The organism is Microcoleus sp. SVA1B4 (genome assembly GCF_036700545.1).
Classification (GTDB): domain Bacteria; phylum Cyanobacteriota; class Cyanobacteriia; order Cyanobacteriales; family Microcoleaceae; genus Microcoleus.
This window is the reverse complement of record NZ_JAUBPB010000015.1, coordinates 93,234-112,005: the sequence shown is the minus strand read 5'-3', so window position 1 is coordinate 112,005 and position 18,772 is coordinate 93,234. Positions and strand designations below refer to the sequence as shown.

17 protein-coding genes are annotated in these 18,772 nt (G+C 45.6%); 11 read left to right on the top strand and 6 right to left on the bottom strand.

What is annotated here, in order from left to right:
* Positions 1-126: 126 nt before the first annotated feature.
* Positions 127-1,050: an alpha/beta fold hydrolase gene (locus QT987_RS10185; protein WP_333239472.1), complete on the bottom strand. Its 924-nt coding sequence runs from the start codon at positions 1,048-1,050 to the stop codon at positions 127-129.
* 190 nt (positions 1,051-1,240) lie between these two features.
* On the opposite strand from QT987_RS10185, the gene speB reads away from it, so the two are divergent.
* The 10 genes from speB to QT987_RS10135 all read left to right on the top strand — a co-directional run bounded on the left by speB (position 1,241) and on the right by QT987_RS10135 (position 12,735).
* Positions 1,241-2,170, top strand: a complete 930-nt coding sequence (speB, locus tag QT987_RS10180) for an agmatinase (RefSeq protein WP_333239470.1) — start codon at positions 1,241-1,243, stop codon at positions 2,168-2,170.
* 133 nt (positions 2,171-2,303) lie between these two features.
* A complete protein-coding gene (locus QT987_RS10175; protein WP_333239467.1) occupies positions 2,304-2,861 on the top strand; it encodes a thioredoxin family protein in 558 nt (185 codons plus the stop codon).
* Positions 2,862-3,040: 179 nt separating this feature from the next.
* The gene (gene modA, locus QT987_RS10170; protein WP_333239465.1) at positions 3,041-3,865 is read left to right on the top strand and encodes a molybdate ABC transporter substrate-binding protein; all 825 of its coding nucleotides are present in this window, start codon (positions 3,041-3,043) and stop codon (positions 3,863-3,865) included.
* 418 nt (positions 3,866-4,283) lie between these two features.
* The gene (modB, locus tag QT987_RS10165) at positions 4,284-6,101 is read left to right on the top strand and encodes a molybdate ABC transporter permease subunit (protein WP_333239463.1); all 1,818 of its coding nucleotides are present in this window, start codon (positions 4,284-4,286) and stop codon (positions 6,099-6,101) included.
* Positions 6,102-6,170: 69 nt separating this feature from the next.
* Entirely contained in the window at positions 6,171-6,569 is a 399-nt protein-coding gene (msrB, locus tag QT987_RS10160) for a peptide-methionine (R)-S-oxide reductase MsrB (protein WP_333239461.1), read from the top strand.
* A gap of 391 nt (positions 6,570-6,960) precedes the next feature.
* Positions 6,961-7,689, top strand: a complete 729-nt coding sequence (gene pyrH / locus QT987_RS10155) for a UMP kinase (RefSeq protein WP_333076369.1) — start codon at positions 6,961-6,963, stop codon at positions 7,687-7,689.
* Positions 7,676-8,224 (top strand): ribosome recycling factor, encoded by a 549-nt coding sequence (frr, locus tag QT987_RS10150; RefSeq protein ID WP_333239459.1) that lies wholly within the window; start codon positions 7,676-7,678, stop codon positions 8,222-8,224. Before pyrH ends, frr begins: the two co-directional genes overlap by 14 nt.
* Before the next feature lie 171 nt (positions 8,225-8,395).
* On the top strand, positions 8,396-8,656 hold the full coding sequence (locus QT987_RS10145; protein WP_333239457.1) for a hypothetical protein: 261 nt from the start codon (positions 8,396-8,398) through the stop codon (positions 8,654-8,656).
* 250 nt (positions 8,657-8,906) lie between these two features.
* Positions 8,907-9,359: an NADAR family protein gene (locus QT987_RS10140; protein ID WP_333155543.1), complete on the top strand. Its 453-nt coding sequence runs from the start codon at positions 8,907-8,909 to the stop codon at positions 9,357-9,359.
* A gap of 370 nt (positions 9,360-9,729) precedes the next feature.
* On the top strand, positions 9,730-12,735 hold the full coding sequence (locus QT987_RS10135) for a GAF domain-containing protein (RefSeq protein WP_333239454.1): 3,006 nt from the start codon (positions 9,730-9,732) through the stop codon (positions 12,733-12,735).
* An 82-nt stretch (positions 12,736-12,817) separates the two neighbouring features.
* On the opposite strand, the gene QT987_RS10130 is transcribed toward QT987_RS10135, so the two are convergent.
* From QT987_RS10130 to QT987_RS10110, 5 genes are all read right to left on the bottom strand, one after another.
* Positions 12,818-13,426: a DUF4276 family protein gene (locus QT987_RS10130; RefSeq protein WP_333239452.1), complete on the bottom strand. Its 609-nt coding sequence runs from the start codon at positions 13,424-13,426 to the stop codon at positions 12,818-12,820.
* A complete protein-coding gene (locus tag QT987_RS10125; protein WP_333239450.1) occupies positions 13,423-14,571 on the bottom strand; it encodes an AAA family ATPase in 1,149 nt (382 codons plus the stop codon). Before QT987_RS10125 ends, QT987_RS10130 begins: the two co-directional genes overlap by 4 nt.
* A 173-nt stretch (positions 14,572-14,744) precedes the next feature.
* Positions 14,745-15,521 (bottom strand): pentapeptide repeat-containing protein, encoded by a 777-nt coding sequence (locus tag QT987_RS10120; protein WP_333239448.1) that lies wholly within the window; start codon positions 15,519-15,521, stop codon positions 14,745-14,747.
* A gap of 1,072 nt (positions 15,522-16,593) precedes the next feature.
* Positions 16,594-17,238, bottom strand: a complete 645-nt coding sequence (locus QT987_RS10115; RefSeq protein WP_333155535.1) for a pentapeptide repeat-containing protein — start codon at positions 17,236-17,238, stop codon at positions 16,594-16,596.
* Between the two features lie 400 nt (positions 17,239-17,638).
* Positions 17,639-17,761 (bottom strand): hypothetical protein, encoded by a 123-nt coding sequence (locus QT987_RS10110; RefSeq protein ID WP_333239446.1) that lies wholly within the window; start codon positions 17,759-17,761, stop codon positions 17,639-17,641.
* A 434-nt stretch (positions 17,762-18,195) separates the two neighbouring features.
* Here QT987_RS10110 and QT987_RS10105 point away from each other — a divergent pair, with 434 nt between their 5' ends.
* On the top strand, positions 18,196-18,633 hold the full coding sequence (locus QT987_RS10105) for a helix-turn-helix domain-containing protein (protein ID WP_333068711.1): 438 nt from the start codon (positions 18,196-18,198) through the stop codon (positions 18,631-18,633).
* Positions 18,634-18,772 lie beyond the last annotated feature (139 nt).

Here is an 18,772-nt window from a genome sequence, read left to right as displayed (position 1 = left end):
TTTTATTTGTTTTTGTGGGTGGGGCGTCCCGCCCGTCAAAAAAGGACGGGCGGGACGCCCATCCCACAATCTTGTGGAAGTTATTTAATTCTCATTCCTTAGCTAAAGTCCCTATTTTTTTGTTGATTAAAGGGGCGGATTTTCGGCAAATCTCGATCGCTCTTTAATCCAATCGAGTAAAATAGGATTGACCAATTCCGGCGCTTCATCCTGGGGACAATGGCCCACTCCCTCCAAAGGAATAAACTTTTCAACAGCCGGAAACTTTGCCAATTCTCGCCCCAAGGCGATCGGCTCCCAAGGGTCATCCGTACCCCACAAAATCAAAGCAGGACAGCTCAAACGCGGCAACAAATCCTCCGGTAGCGGGCCTTGAGAATAACTGATAAAGGCCACAAATACTTCAACTGCGCCGCTGTCTTTAGCAGGTTCCAGCAGCATATTTACCAGTTCGTCGCTGACAGCTTCAGGACGGTGATAAGCTTGCAAAAGCACTTTTTTTACTGTTTTTGGCGTTGCTAATTGTTTAAAAAATAATTGACTTATCCACTTGACATTTAAAATTTTTTGTGCAATTGGCGCTCCAAAACTGCGATACCAAGGCAATTCGGCACGTTTGCGATCGTGCAGCAAGCGTAGGGAACAATTGAGTAAAATTACGCCAGAAGCAATATCGGGAAAATCCACTGCTGCTTGCATAATTGCCACACAGCCGATCGAATTTCCCACCAAAAAAGCCCGCCCGCCCGCAACTTCCCGACAAAAATCAGCAATTAGTTGTCCCCAAGTTTCAAAAGTATAGTCAATCTCAAGTTTGGGCGCGGGTTTAGCAGAACCGCCAAAACCGATGAGGTCGATCGCATAACAGCGACAATCAGCAGCCAGCGCCGGCAAATTCTTGCGCCAGTGGCCCCAAGACGCACCGAAACCGTGGACGAACACCACCGCAGGCCCCTGGGAACCAGCAGCCTGGTAGCAAATCGGAAAGCCTTTCCACAGCCAAGTTTGAGGCGAAATAAGTGTTGACAAAGCGGGAGTAGAAGATGTCATGCGATTTTAGATTTTAGATTTTAGATTTTAGATTGGGCATGGGGCATAGGGCATGGGGCATTGTTAGCTGCTGACTGCTGACTAATGACTAATGACTAATGACTAATGACTAATGACTACTTTGCAGTTAGAGCCGATAGTATGTCACGATTAAACCTGCTGACTTCTTTGCTGTATTAAAATTTCCCTTATGCCAACGATCGTTTCCACAGCAGTCGTACCATTTCTGGGGTCTGAAATTGTACCCGACTACGACACCGCCAAAGTAGTAATCTTACCAATTCCCTACGAAGCTACCACCACTTACCGCCGGGGGTGCGAAAACGGGCCCGCTAAACTTCTAGAAGCTTCTCATCAACTCGAGTGCTACGACGAAGAATTGGATGCCGAAGTTTGCTACGATGTCGGAATTTATACAAAAGAGCCGATCGCCGATACCCGCAACAGACAACCAGTTTCATCCTCAGAAATGCTGCAAGTAACCCAAGCAGCAGTCTACCAGCTAGTTACCGAAAATAAATTTGTCATCTCCCTCGGAGGCGAACACAGCATCACTGCCGGCGTTGTCGAAGGTTATCGCCAAGCATACCCAAACGAACCTTTCACAGTCGTGCAAATTGACGCCCACGGCGACTTGCGACACGAATACGAAGGCTCGATTCACAACCACGCCTGCGTGATGCGACGTGTTGTCGATATGGGCTTACCGACACTGCAAATCGGGATTCGCGCTATCTGCAAGGAAGAAGCCGACTTGATTAAAGCCAAACAGCTAAACGTGATTCGAGCCAGAGAAATCGCTACTCAACCGGATTGGGCCGATCGGGCAATTGCCAGCATAACAACTAAGCGAGTATTTTTGACGATCGACTTAGACGGCATCGATCCGACTTTAATTCCAGGGGTGGGAACACCCGAACCGGGCGGGTTAAATTGGTATTCCCTCACCGCATTTTTGCGCCGCGTCTTCGAGTCCTACGAAGTAATCGGGTGTGACATTATGGAATTAGCACCTATTGTAGATTCTGTAGTCTCAGAATTTACCGCCGCCAAATTAGCATACAAACTTATTGGATACCAAGCTCTAGCTCAAGGTTGGCTAAAGCCAGACGAGGAATAAATCGCGAAGCACGAATCACAATAGGCTGTTGGCAAGGCTAGAATTAAGCTAAAGCCAAACAACAGCCAATTTTATTCGTGCTGACAGTTTCATCTTTCATGCTGGCAAATACTCCTCTTCACCTCCTGAAAACATGAGTTTACTAATGGATACAACGGGTACTCCCATTAACGGCTACGCTCCCGATTTTGAACTGCCGGGAGTTGACGAAGAAGTTCACCATTTAGCTCGATATTTAGAAAAATTTCGGGCAATCGCGGTGATATTTATGTGCAATCATTGCCCTTACGTGCAGTTGTATCTCAATCGTATGAAAGAACTTCAAGCAGATTTTCAAGATCGAGATGTTACTTTAATCGGGATTAATGCTAATGATGCAAACCAGTATCCCGACGACAGTTTTGAGAACATGAAAATTTTTGCCGCCAACAATCAACTCAACTTCCCGTACATCCGGGATGTTGCTCAAGATGTGGCTGAAAGTTTTGGGGCTTCTAAAACCCCGGAGGTTTTTTTGTTAGACCAAGACGGCAAACTGCGCTATAAAGGTTTAATTGACGACAACGCTGACGATCCGGCGGCGGTGCAGGTTTCTTATCTGCGGAGTGCGATCGACCAATTGCTCAACAGTCAACCCGTTGAGCCTTCAACTACAGAGGCGATAGGCTGTTCCGTCAAATGGCGATCGTAGGCAGATTTAAAATTAACGTTCCCGCACTAATTATTAACTGGTTCCCTGGCTGTGCCTGGGAACCTATCTCCAGAGGCTCTGCCTCGTCAAAGACTGGATGAAAATTGGAGGTACAGCCTCCGAATCTGCTTTACTAGGCAGAGCCTGGTAAGGAGTAAAAAGATTCAAAACAATTGTCTGTGAACTTAAAAAGTAGACGTATTCCCAACTTAATTTTCGCAGTCGCCTTCCTGCTAGCACTGCTGATTAGTTGGAACTTATTTAAGAACTTTTCCTCAGTCGATACGTTGCAGCGCACCTCCTTAAACGTATCCGCTGCTATCAGTCTCTCGAAAGCTTTAGGGGAAATCAAAACTGTTTATCAAAGCAGTAATCCGAATTTTACTATTACTTATAATTTTGGTGCTTCCGGTGCTCTAGAACAGCAAATTCAGCAGGGAGCACCGGTAGATGTATTTTTCAGCGCCGCCACCAACCCAATGGATGCTTTGCAGCAATCTAACCTGCTAATTAACGACACGCGCCGCAATTTGCTGACAAATCGCCTAGTTTTGATTACTCCCAAAAATGGTGTTGCTTTGAGCGATTTCAAACAGTTGACAGATGCCAGAATCAAGAAAATTGCGATCGGCGAACCGAAGAGCGTACCTGTGGGCCAATACGCTCAGGAAATGTTAACTAAGCTTGGATTGTGGGGGCAAATACAGCCAAAATTAGTGCTAGGAAATAACGTCCGCCAAGTGCTGACATTCGTCGAAAGCGGTAACGTTGATGCTGGTATAGTTTATGCGACTGACGCCACAGCCTCCGACAAAGTAACTGTGCGGCTAACGGCTGCCGAAAATTTGCATTCGCCCATTGTTTATCCGCTGGCAGTTATCAGAAACAGCCGCAATCCGGCCGCTGCGAAAAGGTTTGTTGACTTTCTGGGGGGCGATCGGGCTAAAATAGTATTTCAGAAATATGGGTTTGGGATGGCTCGCCAATTAGTCTCATACAACTGAGATGTTGCACCATTCTCAATTACTTGTTTAGCAACAGGCTTTCCGGCCTGTTCCACAAGAAAATTCACTCTTTGTGGAACAGGCCGGAAAGCCTGTTCTTGAGAATGGTGCAAAATGTGAGATACAACCAAATTTTGTAGGGGCGGGTTCACCAACAATATCTAATTCCCGCCAACAATCTATATAAACCCGCCCTCACACAACAGATAACCTTGTGTATTCAAAGAGATACATTTCGATTTGCCGTTGGGTGGGGGCGGGTTTACGAAATTATTGGTATTAGCCGAAGATTGTTGGTAAAACCCGCCCCTACGAGCGAATCCCCAAATTATACATTTTGATTTATCTGTGTGTGGGGGGGTTTAGGAAATTATTTGTTTGAGGCAATTATTGTTAGTGAAACCCGTCCCTACGATTTATGGAATTTGATATTTCTCCGCTCTGGATATCTCTAAAATCCTCCGCTATTGCGACATTTATCACCTTTTTCATGGGAATAGCCGCCGCCCGGTGGATGCTTTCAACTCGCATCAGAGGTAAAGCTTTGATTGAAGGGATTTTAATTTCTCCCTTAGTTTTGCCGCCGACAGTAGTGGGATTTTTGCTGCTGCTGCTGTTTGGGAGAAATGGGGCGATCGGGCAATTTTTGCTACAATTCGACTTAACTATAATTTTCACTTGGCAAGCGGCCGTCATTACTGCCACAGTTGTATCATTTCCCCTCATGTACAAAACTGCTTTGGGAGCTTTTGAGCAAATTGATGCGAATCTTCTCAATGCAGCCCGCACTTTGGGAGCCTCGGAGTGGCAAGTCTTTTGGCGCATTATGTTGCCGCTAGCATGGCCGGGAATTTTAGCAGGAACTATTCTCGCATTTGCCCGCGCTTTGGGTGAATTCGGCGCGACGTTGATGTTAGCGGGGAATATTCCCGGACAAACTCAAACTATCCCGATGGCAATTTATTTTGCTGTGGAAGCTGGGGATATGAGGCAAGCTGCTATTTGGGTTTTGATTATTCTGAGTATTTCTTTGAGCGTGCTAACTGCTGTTAATTTTTGGACTGATTTACAAAGGAGATCGCCCAAACCGAATTCGAGTTATAGATTGCAATCAAATCTTCCTAAAGTCGCGTCTAGTTTTACCGCAAAACCCCAACAACAACCGAAAAACGGACTTTGTTTAAGCATTTTTAAACCTCTCTCCAGCTTTGCCTTGGATGTCGGCTTCGATATCGGCCCGGAAGTGCTGGGAATTTTGGGCGCGTCGGGTTCGGGAAAAAGCATGACTCTGCGCTGCATCGCTGGTTTGGAAACTCCAATGAGCGGTAAAATTGCAGTCAATGGCAGGGTTTTATTTGACTCCGCACAGGGCATTAATGTAGCTTCTAAAGACCGCCGCATCGGTTTTTTGTTTCAAAACTATGCTTTATTTCCTCACCTGACTGTTGCTCAAAATATTGCGTTTGGCTTGCAGCATTTATCTGAAAGCGAGCAAGAACTTCGGGTAAAAGAACAACTAATTTCGGTGCAAATGTCGGGACTGGAAAATCGCTACCCGCACGAACTTTCGGGGGGCCAACAGCAGCGGGTGGCTTTGGCTAGGGCGATCGCCCCTTCTCCAGAATTGCTGCTGTTAGACGAACCGTTTTCTGCTTTGGATACTCACTTGCGGAGTCAACTGGAACGGGAGTTAATGCTGACGCTGGCTAATTATCGGGGAATTACTTTGTTTGTGGGCCACAATTTAGAGGAAGTTTACCGGGTATGCAGAAATCTGTTGGTGTTGGCTGAGGGAAAGCCGATCGCCTTTGATACAAAACAGAACATTTTCGATCGCCCTGCCAATTTCACCGTCGCCCAGTTGACTGGCTGTAAGAACTTCTCTGCGGCTAAACCGATCGCAGAAACTCTCGTGGAGGCGATCGACTGGGGCTGTACTCTGACTGTAGTCGAACCAATTCCCAAATCTCTAGTTTCTGTGGGAATTCGGGCTCATCAACTGAGTTTTGTTCGCGGGTGCGATCGTGAAAATACTTTTGCTTGTTGGATCGCCTCGACTGTGGAAACTCCGCACCGGGTGACATTATATCTCAAATTGCACTCGCCTCCCAATGATTCCCAAGATTATCACTTGCAAGCCGAAGTTTTCAAGGAAAAGTGGAGGGCTATTAAAGACAATCCTTTTCCCTGGTATGTTCATATCGAGCCAATTAGGTTAATATTAATGGAAGCATGAGTTAACTAGCAATATACCGTTAACCGTCAACACTCAACAGCTAAATACATCTTAACCAAACATCAAATCATGACTCAACAAGTTAAAAAAACCGACGCAGAATGGCAACAACAACTCACGCCAGAACAGTTTAAAGTCACCCGCAAAAAAGGAACGGAAAGAGCTTTTAGCGGCGAGTATCACGACAACAAAAAGCCCGGAATTTATAATTGCATTTGCTGCGGTACGGAGCTATTTAAATCAGAAACAAAGTTCGATTCCGGTACTGGTTGGCCGAGTTTCTACGCTCCAGTTAGCGAAGAAAATGTCAAGTGTGAGTCCGATAACACCTTGTTCATGCGCCGAACAGAGGTACTGTGCGCTGTTTGCGACGCTCATCTCGGTCACGTATTTAACGACGGGCCCAAACCTACCGGTCAGCGTTACTGCATGAATTCTGCTGCTCTTAATTTCGTTCCCAAGGATTGATTCTTTTAGGGGCTAGCTAGAAGCCCAACCCCTACTCCCCACAAAAAATCAATCCGGTTGTGGAACAGGCATCTTGCCTGTTCACCTAGCATTCACTGAGAAAAAATCAATCCGGTTGTGGAACAGGCATCTTGCCTGTTCACCTAGCATTCACTGAGAAAAAATCAATCCGGTTGTGGAACAGGCATCTTGCCTGTTCACCTAGCATTCACTGAAAAAAATAAATCCGGTTGTGGAACAGGCATCTTGCCTGTTCACCGGCGCAGCCCGCGCCACAAACAAATTCTCTTGCTACACAAGCAGGATGCCTGTTCCGGGCAATTGATGTTCAAAATGCACCCGTACTGCTATCTTATGGTGGAGGCAAAAAGAGTAAAAAAATAGTGGCGGCATGGGGATGGTATATCAGCGAGTTTTGCTGAAGCTCAGCGGTGAAGCGCTGATGGGCAGCTTGGGCTACGGCATCGATCCGATAGTCGTTCAGTCGATCGCCCAGGAAGTGGCCAAAGTCGTGTCCCAAGGCATTCAAATCGCGATTGTTGTCGGTGGTGGCAACATTTTTCGCGGGGTGAAAGCTGCTTCGGCAGGGATGGATCGGGCAACTGCGGATTATGTGGGCATGATTGCTACGGTGATGAATGCTATCACTTTGCAGGATGCCCTGGAACAAGCAGGAGTGCCAACGCGGGTGCAATCGGCGATCGCCATGCAAGAAGTAGCTGAACCCTACATCCGGCGGCGGGCAATTCGCCACCTTGAAAAAAAACGGGTAGTGATTTTTGGTGCCGGTTCTGGCAACCCTTTTTTTACTACTGATACTACAGCCGCTTTGCGGGCGGCTGAAATTGATGCAGAGGTGATTTTTAAAGCTACTAAGGTAGATGGGGTGTACGATTCCGACCCCCACCTCAACCCCAACGCGCGCAGGTATCAAACCCTCACCTATGCCCACGTCTTGAATCAAGATTTGCGGGTGATGGACAGTACGGCGATCGCCCTTTGCAAAGAAAATAATATTCCTATTATGGTATTTGACCTCTCGGTGTCGGGCAACATCTACCGAGCTGTAATGGGAGAATCTATTGGAACTCTTGTCGGAGGTTTTTGTGAAGTTAGCTGAAGCAGAAGATCATATGCAAAAGGCAGTTGAGGCTACTCAACGGTCTTTTAATACTATTCGGACGGGACGGGCCAACGCCTCCCTCCTCGATCGAGTCATGGTAGATTACTACGGTTCTCCAACTCCGATCAAATCCCTTGCCAACATCGGCACGCCGGATGCGACTACGATCAACATTCAACCGTTCGATCGCACAGCGCTTACCTCGATCGAAAAAGCAATTTCCCTGTCCGATGTAGGACTCGTTCCCAACAACGACGGTTCAGTTATTCGCTTGAACATTCCGCCGCTGACGAGCGACAGACGCCAAGAATTTGTCAAAATGGCCAGTAAGTTTGCTGAAGAAGGTAAAGTTGCAATTCGCAATATCCGCCGCGATGCCGTTGACTCGATTCGCAAGCAGGAAAAAAGCAGCGATATCTCTAAAGATGAATCCCGCGACTTGCAAGATAAAATTCAAAAGCTGACGGACAAGTACGTTGCCAAAATAGAAGAAGTTCTGGCAGCCAAAGAGAAAGATATCACGACTGTTTAGGGAATGGGAAATTGGGCATGGGGAATAGGAAGAGTTTTGAGATTGTTCAGAGCCGGCCGCGAACAACGAGCAGACGCTTAGTCATTTGTGAGTTGTGAGTTAAAAACTCAAGATTTAACACTCATTAACTTACCAATTCCTCCTGCCCCATGACCAATCACCCATTACCAGTTGTCCGGTGAAGGAATTCGTCCTGCCATTTTTAGTGGATTTAAGGCTGCTGAGGCGATCGATCGAGCTCTTGGAGGTGCCGACGACGCTAAGGAGCCTTACACTCAATCGATCGCCCAAGAATGGAACACTCATCTGATTTGGGCCAGTCGCTTGGCTAGAGCATTCTATCAGTTTACAGGAGCTGCTTACAGAGCGGGCGTCAAATTGCCGATGACTACTCAGTTGATGAGCCAAATTTTGTGTGGCGAACTGCGTTAGGCCGATATCGCTAACCGCGCTCTTAAAAAGCTGATGCCGTTTTAGAACGAAGGAAGTTCAGCAACGGATTTAACGCATGGATTTTGAGGGAAGAAAAAAGAGAGAATCTTCTTAAATCCCAATTCCTTATTCTCAATTCCTCATTCCCAATAGCGGTAAGGTGCGCCCCTAAGCACCCTAGATAATTGGATTTTGCGTAAATCCTGTAAAATTTAAAATCTAAAATCTAAAATCTAAAATCTAAAATCAAATGATAATTTATTTTTATAAAGTAGAGGAGCCTTATGGCTGCTTTTCTAATTTTTCACTACACGACATTTCTCTGCACGGTCAATATTGGTTGACGGTGGAACATTACTATCAAGCCCAAAAATTTGTCAGCACCGATCAAAGATTAGTGGCGGCGATTCAAGCCGTAGCAACTCCTCAAGAAGCCGCTAAATTAGGTCGCGATCCCAACCACCGGATTCGCGCTGATTGGGAAGCCGTGAAAATTCCCATTATGCGCGAAGCAGTTTTAACTAAGTTTCTCACTCATACAGACATTCAAGCGATTCTTCTTGCCACAGGGGATCGAGTAATTGTAGAGGATTCGCCAACGGATTACTACTGGGGGTGTGGCTGCGACCGAACCGGTCAAAATCATTTGGGTAAAATTCTGATGAGCGTGCGCCAAGAAATTAGTCAGGGCCAGGGGCGCTGATAGTAACTCAAATTCTTTCGTTAATTATCATTATATGAAGTTCTACAACAAATGTCAAGTTATCCTAACAATGAAGAATTCTCCTAGTGAGAGTGTAAGATTGCGAGAAATTTATAAGAGCATTAAAATAATAATTATTATTTGCTTAAGTCGCTCTGCCTGTTGAAGGCAAGGGTTAAACTGGCGCGATCGCAGATTTGACTTGCCCCAGCCCACCGGAGGCGATAAACAGTCGTCTCTCACAAGTGCGCGACGGATTAATTGTACAGATCGGTTGAGTCAAAAACTCAGGGTGAGGCATTTGAGTTTCAACGCTCCAACAGCACATCAAAACTTCTTATTATCATTGTATAAGTACAAAAGGAGATTTATGCAACTCAGAGAAAATACGCAAGAATTACATTATAAACTAGACAGAGAAGTTTTGATACGGCGGATAACAGAACGCATTCGCCAATCTCTAGAATTAGAAGATATTTTAACCAGTACGGTAGCAGAAGTGCGGTCTTTTTTGAAAACAGATCGCATTATGATTTACAGGTTTAGTGCCGACGGCAGTGGAGAAGTTGTTGCTGAGTCACTTAATAACAACCATCTCCCTTCCTTGAAAGGACTGCACTTTCCAGCAGACGACATTCCCGCCAGCGCCAGGGAGATGTATCTCACTTTGCGCCAGCGGACAATAATAGATGTTAACTCAGGGACGATCGTCCTGAGTCCCCTCGATGCAGCAGACACCGGTCAACCCTTAATAAAAGAGGAGATGCACTACCGATCGCTCGATCCTTGCCACACCGCTTACCTGATCGCAATGGGAGTGCAATCATCCTTAGTCGTGCCGATAGTGCACCGCCGGATCGTCTCGGAAAACAGCAAAACAGATATCTGCCAGGCCGCGACGTGTCTGACTCGATACGAGCCAGGAAATAATCAAAAAATTCACATCGAACTGTGGGGACTTTTAGTGTCTCACCACTGTGCGCCCCTCAATATTTCACCAGCAGATTTAGAAGTAGTTCAGCTTGTATCAGATCAATTGTCTAGCGCTATAGCCCACGCCCTCCTCCTCCAGCAAACCCGCTCTCAAGCGGCCCGCGAAGCTACCGTGAGCCGCATAGCAGCCCTGTTGTATGGTCACGTCAACATTCAACTGCAACAGGGTTTAGAAGCCACCGTCACCGCTTTGGGTGGCAGCGGTGGCAGACTCTATCTCAACCAGCCGAAAATCAACGGTGAAAAGTTATCCCCTCCCAAGATTGAAGGAGGATTGCCAATTGCCCCGGCCCACAGTGATGCTACCTTTGAACTGTTCACCACAGGAGAACAACCGACACTTCCCAACTGGGAAAAAGTTAAGGCGATCGAAGCTCATCCCCTCTGGCAGGAATGGCTAACCAAAGGATTCAAAAATACCGAAGAATTTCCCAAATTTCCAATTTTTACTAATTCTCAATTCCCAGTTTCGATAATTACAGACTTATACAAAGAACCTCTATTCAGAGTTTTAGTTCCCGCTTTCCAAGCTACTAAAATTCGGGGTTTGCTGGTAATTCCCCTCCACTACAAACAACAAGTAGTTGGCTGTTTGACCATTTTTCGCAATGCAATTGATACCGAAAAAATGTGGGCGGGGCGCTTTGACACCAACGCGGCACAAACCCTTCCCCGACAATCATTTGAACTTTGGCGAGAAATAAAAAAAGGTCAGTCGCCAGAGTGGAAGTACGAAGAAATTGAGCAAGCTTTAGCTATAGGCAGCCAATTTTGTTCGGCAATTGGGCAGTACGTTCTTTATAAAGAAGTGCAAACTCTGAATGCCAACTTGGAGCGCCAAGTTCAAGAGCGCACCGCCCAATTGCAAAAATCCTTGGACTTTGCCAAAGTATTGACGCGAGTTAGAGACCAGATTCGCAGCACCTTAGATTTAAAAATCATACTGCAAACTATTGTGCGAGAAGTCAGAGTTTTGTTGGATACCGATCGCACGGTAATCTACCAATTTGCGGCAGACAAACAGGGCGAGGTAGTTGTCGAAGCTGTTTGCGGCGAGTGGCGATCCATTTTAGGTATCACATCTCCACAAGGATGCTTTCCCGAAGGCTCAGACTGCTTTTATCGAGCCGGACGGGTGCGAGCAATTAATGATATTTATACTGAGGATTTAACACCCTGTCACCGCGAATTTTTGGAAGAGTTGCAGGTGAGAGGAAGTTTAATTGTGCCCATGAGAGGCAAAGATTCCCAATTGTGGGGATTGCTGATTGCCCATGAGTGTTCGGGGCCGAGAGTTTGGCAAACTGCAGAACAGGAATTGGTGCAACATTTAGCGGCTCAAGCTGCGATCGCCATTCACCAAGCAGAACTTTATCAAGAAAGTCTCAATGCAGCAACTGCCGATCGATTAAAAGCCGAAGAGCTAGCTAAAACCCTCACAGAATTGCACAATACCCAAGCCCAACTGATTCAAACCGAAAAGATGTCCAGTCTCGGACAACTCCTGGCCGGAGTCGCCCACGAAATCAATAACCCCGTTAACTTTATCTACGGTAATCTGTCCCACGCCAGCGAATACACCAAAGATTTACTCTGCTTGGTGGAACTCTATCGCCAGCACTACCCCAATCCCAACCCAGAAATTAGCGAGTGCTCCGAAGCAATCGACATCGAATTTCTTGCCGAAGATTTGCCAAAAATTTTGGGTTCCATGACAGTCGGAGTTGAGCGTATCCGCCAGTTAGTTGTATCTTTACGCAATTTTTCCAGGAGCGATCAAGCCGAGAAAAAAGCCGTTGACATTCACGAGGGCATAGACAGTACCCTGTTGATTTTGCAGCACCGGATCAAAGCCAATTCTGAGCACAACACCGTAGAAATCATTAAAGAATACGCCAATTTGCCCTTAGTAGAATGCTATGCCAGCTCGCTCAATCAGGTATTTATGAATCTGATCGGTAATGCCCTTGACGCCCTAGAAATGGGAAAAAAAGAGCGAGTTATGAATCTTCCCTTTAAAGCAACAAATACAGCGGCGACGCATTTAAGCTCCCAAATACTGCCTATCGAGTCAGGAGATATAAAGGCAACCACCCAGTGTTTGATTCCTGATTTCCCATCCCCTTGCATTCGGATTCGCACCCAATTAATCAATGAAAAAACGGTAGGAATTGGCATTGCCGACAATGGTCACGGCATCCCCAAAGAGTTAATCTCTCACATATTTAATCCGTTTTTTACTACTAAACCGGTCGGTCGCGGCACGGGTTTAGGACTGTCTATCAGTTACCAAATTGTTGTTGAGAAACACCAAGGCGTACTCAAGTGTGTTTCAGTACCGGGTACTGGTACTGAGTTTTTGATCGAGATTCCGCTGAATTAGGTAGAACAACCTAAAAAAACAACACACCCAGATACCCGACTTCTTTGAGAATTCGGGCAATTAACAGCGATCGCGTTTTACGTCAAGAAATTATTTTCTCTTCATCGCAGAGAGAGATAATTCGATTCACAAAAGCTTTTAGCTCTGGACAAGCTTTAATCGCAATCATCAGATCGTTCTTTTTCAAAATAGCCATTCCATCAATCACTTTGTTATAGTCTTTTCCGCGTTTTCCAGAGCTAAAAATCTCCTTAATCCAATAGTAAGGTGGCTTTTGATGATTTACTGTTTCAGGCGAACCGCTAGGAGCAGAAAGGTTGTGTTTCGCTAGCTTCTGGATAGTTGTCCAGTAGGGAAGAAGCCATGCTTCAAAATCATGTGATGCTGTGTGAGGATAGAATTTTGGGTTTTTACCTACCCATGTCCTCATTTTCTCTTTAGCATCATTGGCATCTTTAAAGTCCGGCTTTCCGGTATAAACGTCTGTAAGTGCAATTACAGCATCATAGCCATCATTATCGAGGAGAGTTTCAACTATTTTCTTGAGTTTCCCTTCCTTGGGAATTCCACCATGTTGTGGTTTAAAGTCTAGTCTGGGCATTTTTTGCTCTAAACGACTTTGCAGAAACTCATGAAGCTTCTTTCTAAATGCCATTTCAGTAGCACCTTCAACCAAAATAGCAATTCTCATGGACGGCCACCCATCACATTCATTTCCCAAACCTGGTCAAGACTGTAATCTTCTAACCATTTATCCAGGTTAAAAGTGTCACCCCACCTCATTTTTGCCTCCCCTTCTTCCAAATCGCAGACCAAAATCTCGCTTGGATCGAGAAATCTGATGAGTCTATCTGAGTGTGTGGCAACTATCAGTTGAGTGTGTTTTGAAGCTTCTCTCATTAGATAAACTAAGTGTCTTAAGAGTTCCGGGTGTAGGCTAACTTCTGGTTCATCTAGCAACGTAATAGTTGTTAAAGTTTGACTTTGCAGGAGCGCAACTAACCAGAGGAAGCGCAACGTTCCTTCTGATAGCTCATGGACATAGAAAGGCTGAGGAAAATTCCTATCTGTCCAAGTCATAGACATAGTTCCTGCGGCAACCGGAGGAAAGTTTAATCGCTCGAAATCTGGAAAGGCAGCAGAAATGATATTTTCAACCATTTCAAAACTGTCTCGATCGGTTTCCCGAAGGTCATAAAGACAGGAAACCAGGTTTTCACCGCTTGCTCCAGGCAACTTTGCAGGGCGCATTGCTTGAGGTAGACGGATTGGGCTTTTCTCTGAAACATCGAGTGCTCCATAATATGTGCAAGAAGCAAGGCTCTTTCTCAGGTTCTCTGGTTCGCGATACATTTTAGGAACTTGAGAAAGCGATGTTTCAAGAGGATTGTGATCCCAACTCGGTCTCACAAATCCTCTGCTTTCTTCTTGAGAATATTTAATATCCAAACCTTGTGATTCAATATACTTGAATGGTTCAGCTCTGTGGGGATTTCTCTGCTGTGTTAAAGATTCGTCTCTAAATTCATAAGATAAACCTTTTGGTGACAATGTTAAGCTGTACTTCAAAGGTTGTTCCTTTGGCACTTGCATTGAAATTTCAATTTCAAGTTCTTGTACTTTACCTCTTGTCAAAATTTCATTCAAGCCGCCTTTAAGTTGTAATAAATTCTGTAAATTTCCACTTGCTGAAGCGGCTAGTATTGAAAGGACATCTAAAAAAGAAGTTTTTCCTGCTCCGTTTGCACCAATCATGACGATGAGATTTCTCATCTCAAGCTCAATATTTTGAAGACGCCGAAAACCCCTTACGGATATATTTTCAAATCTATTCATATTCTGTCCTTAAATAGTGAAACTAGCCTAGACACATATATTGAGACTAGGCTAAGTATACCTGCCTTACAGACATTAGGGGTTTAGTAAAGCCAGATGGGTGTAAGAAACGCTCTACATCGCTTGGGTTGGCGCAGCATAAAAAGTCGTTGGAGCAGGCCGTTCACAAGTCTTTAAGGCAAGATTAGCTTCACCAGAACAGAACCGATCGACCCCAGAAGACTCATAAAGTCGCCGCGGCTGGAAGTGCGGGGTTCCGTTGGCTTTTGGCGTGCAACAATGGCTTCGCCTAACTGCTTTGACAACTCCTGACCTTGGGGATTTCCTTGATCTGCAAAGAGTTTGTTTGCTATTGCAGCGTCTTGAGCCGCACCGGCGAACTCTCCCAAGTCAGCGCGAGACATACTGCGCGCAAAATAAACGGCTGCTAAATCCGATTTCAGATTCAGGGCTTGATTGTAATAATCAATGGCGTTTCTGTAGTTTCCTGCTTGAGCTTCCAGCACTCCCAACCGATAGAAGTCTTCAGCGGTGCCGATATTGGTTGGCATTCCTCTAACTCCGAGCAGTTGCGCGTTAGTTAAATTGGCGTTGAGCAAATTGGCGTCGCTGAGATAGGCACTTCTCAAGTCAGCACCGCTGAGGTTGGCACCGGTGAGGTTAGCCCCTGTCAGGTTGACGCCAAACAGGCTGGTGCCGCTGAGGTTTGCACCGCTGAGGTCAGCCCCCGTCAGGTTGGCTCGACTGAGGTTAGCCAACCTCAAGTCAGCACCTTTGAGATTGGCTCCGGTTAAATTGGCTAAAACTAAGCCCGCACTGCTGAGGTCGCAGTTGGGGCACTGTCGGGTGGCTAGTAATTGTTGCGTGTGTTGGATGTTCTCGGCGGGTGCAGGAGCGATCGGGGCGATCGCGCTCAGCAGCGTTACAGCAGCCAGGATTCTGAGTTTCATTTTAACCGTCCAAAATCCAAAATATTAAATCTAAAATAGCTTTTCTCGAAGCAATTGAAAATCACCATAACACAAGTTCAGCTAACAAATCTTTTGACTTGCCGTATGTAGGAGTTCTGGGCGCCATCAGCACCCTAGATTGAAGTTCTCGGCCTTACCTGAGTGTCAATCGATTTTAGATTAAAGATTAAAGATTAAAGATTAAAGAATTGAAGCATTGACCCCACGGAGAAATTCGGGGGGCCAGTTTCTCGGATACAGGTTTTTTATTTCTGGACGGATGAATCACGTGGCGGGTATCATGGATGCTTTCGGTCAAATAAAGATTTCGCTGCCAATAAATTAGGGTAATGAATTACTCATAAAAAAACTCGGTAAGTGGGAAACGAGCGCGACTTTAGTCCTGAGAGGAAAACAACGCGGCGATTTCAATCGCCTTGAATCTTTCCCCTTTCGGGGTTGGAGGGGTATGGTTGCCCCTCCGATGAGGTATGGTTGCCTCAGTCTCCCTTGCGGGGTAATGTTCGCCTCGACCTGGTTATAAAGGCTTGTTAGACCTGCGACACTGCTTCAGTGACTTTAAAACTGTTTAATCGCAGGTGACAGAGCCCAAAACTGGCGTCGCATTCGCCGGTGTCGTGACCTAAATAACGTCTCCTCTTGCGAGGGGTCTGGTCAGCATAGCTTGCTCGATTTCTCTTACAAGCGAGCGTGGCTTTAGCCCGCTCGTTACTGACTACCCTTTAGCCGCTGTTCTCGGCCACCATAAAAATTAACAATTGACACTCCCCTGCCTTAAGGCACGGGGATTCTTAAGACATTTCAGTCTTAATATCCCTATCGCGCTAGGGTTCCCAGGCTGACTACTCTGGGCACAAAAGAGTGCGTAATCATATCTCCTCAAAAATGTTTTGGGCGTAGACTTTCCCCCAGTCCGGGGGTAGGTTTTTACATCTTGTCTGATATGGTTATTCTACCATATTCATTTGTTAAGATGGATTTGTTATTTTACTTAACAATGGAAAAAAGCCGTCCTACAAGGACAGGGTTTTCAACCCAATTTTCTGATAAATTAGTCGTGAATCGTGCCGTCGGGCATCGTTGTACCCTTAAGATATACTCCGCTCAGGTTGACTTTTGTAAGGTTTGCTCCCAACAGGTTTGCTCCGCTTAAGTCGGACGCACTTAAAATCGCTTCAGTCAAGTCTGCCCTAATTAGACTCGCCCCCATTAAGTCGGCTCCGCTAAGGTCTACTTTACTCAAGTTTGCGCCAATTAAATCGCATTCTGTGAGCACCGCCCTACGCAAGTTTACTCCGTAAAGATTTACTCCGTGCAAGTCTGCACGGCTGAGTGTTGCGCGAGATATGTTTGCTCCAATTAAAGTTGCTTGGATCAGAGAAGCTCCGCTCAAGTCTGCTTTGCTGAGATTTGCTCCCATCAACTCAGCTCGATGCAGGTTAGCTTCCAGTAAAAGTGCTTCTGTGAGGTCGGCTCCACCTAAGTCTGCTTTGCTCAAATTAATCTTGCACAAATTGGCTTTGCCAAAGTTGACTCTGTTGAGTTTGGCTTTGCTGAGATTGGCTCCAATCAGGTCGGCTTCATACAGATTGGCTCCAATCAATTCTGCTTCGTAGAGGTAGACCTCGTGCAGGTAGACCCCGCTAAAATTTCTTTCTCCTATTGCATATAGCTTGAGCAGTTCGTCAACGTTCATTGTGGCTTCTCTACACCTTTTAAATGAAGAATACTGTCAGCAAGCTGGTTACACCGGATGTTCTGCAATTTTAGATTCTGAAATATTCACACCTAGGGTGAAACTTCCCTGAATCTATAAGGTTTTAGGTGGAAAGTCCGATCGAACTCATAACTTTTTGTGGCTAGTTGAGCTTACTGAGTGCTAGTGTGACCTAAATCACAAAAAAATGCTAGTAGGATCACATAGAGACTCCGCTTTCGATCACAGCAGGCGGGCAAAAATAGCCGATACTTATACTGTAATGCTGAGAAATTGACAATGCCACCCTCGTCGTGTTTTACTCAATTGGCGATAAAGCCAGTAGTTTCACGGATACTTGCCCGCTTGCTGTGAAAGTAGGTTGCAACGTCACTCGGCCCTACCCGCTCTGAGCGATGAGAGTGCTGATATCTAAGGATTTTTCGCACTGCGAAAGCCAAAAATGCACTTCGGGGACTAGGGGAATGTCTGTATAAAAATGCGATCGCTGGTGTACAGACATTCGCTTGTTTGCTAGCACCTAATGACTAAACATCGCCCATACGTTAACAAAAAATACCAATAAATGCCAGGAAAACCATGATTGATGTTTAACAATAAGAGAATAAATGGTATTCCTTAAGAGTCACCTATTGCCACTAATGTTACGGTCGATCGGTTAACGGCTATCAGTATTAGCAATGACGCTTGTCCATCAAATACAAAACTGACCCAGAAAGCTGGTTTTTTACCAAAAAAATCGTTGCAACCTTGCTCCAGATTAAAATAATCCGGTTTCTGAGCGTCCGAGTGTCTCCAGGAAGGAAAAAGTTTAATGAGAACGATCGCTTTTGTATTGCTTCAGGGCAAACAAAAGGTCAGCGTTTAGGATAGGAGCAGCTTTTGCTCCCTTGTCAAACACAGGTATTGTAGAACGTGAATCGTGAGGTAATTGATATGGCTGGAGTATGTAAACTTAGCATCACAGAGACAAGTGAAGAGCTAAAAAACCTGTTAACTGAACAAAAAACAGCAAGCGGATTTCAAAAAATTCAAGCACTTTACCTGTTCAAAATTTGTCATGTTAAGACAGTTAAAGAATTGGCAATGACGATCGGGGTCAATCGAATTACAGTGCAGCGGTGGCTGAGAAAGTACCGTTCTGATGGACTCGAAGGACTCCTCGAAACAAAGCACAGCGGCGGCCGTAAGCCGGCCATTCCTCCTCTGGCCCGCGCTAGTTTGGCAATGCGCCTCAGCGACCCCCAGGAAGGCTTTAAAAGCTATGGAGAAATTCAAGAGTGGTTGCAGCAGGAATACAGCATTGAAGCTTCCTATAAAGCAGTTTATGCAACAGTCAGATATCACCTAAAAGCCAAGCTGACGAAAGTCTAGACTGTTCATACACGTCGGATTAAGGATCGCGAATTAAATAACTTACAATTTTAATTGTTATTGTGGGATGGGCGTCCCGGCAGTCCAAAAAGGACGGGCGGGACGCCCATCCCACTTTCAAGAGTGGAAGTTATTTAAT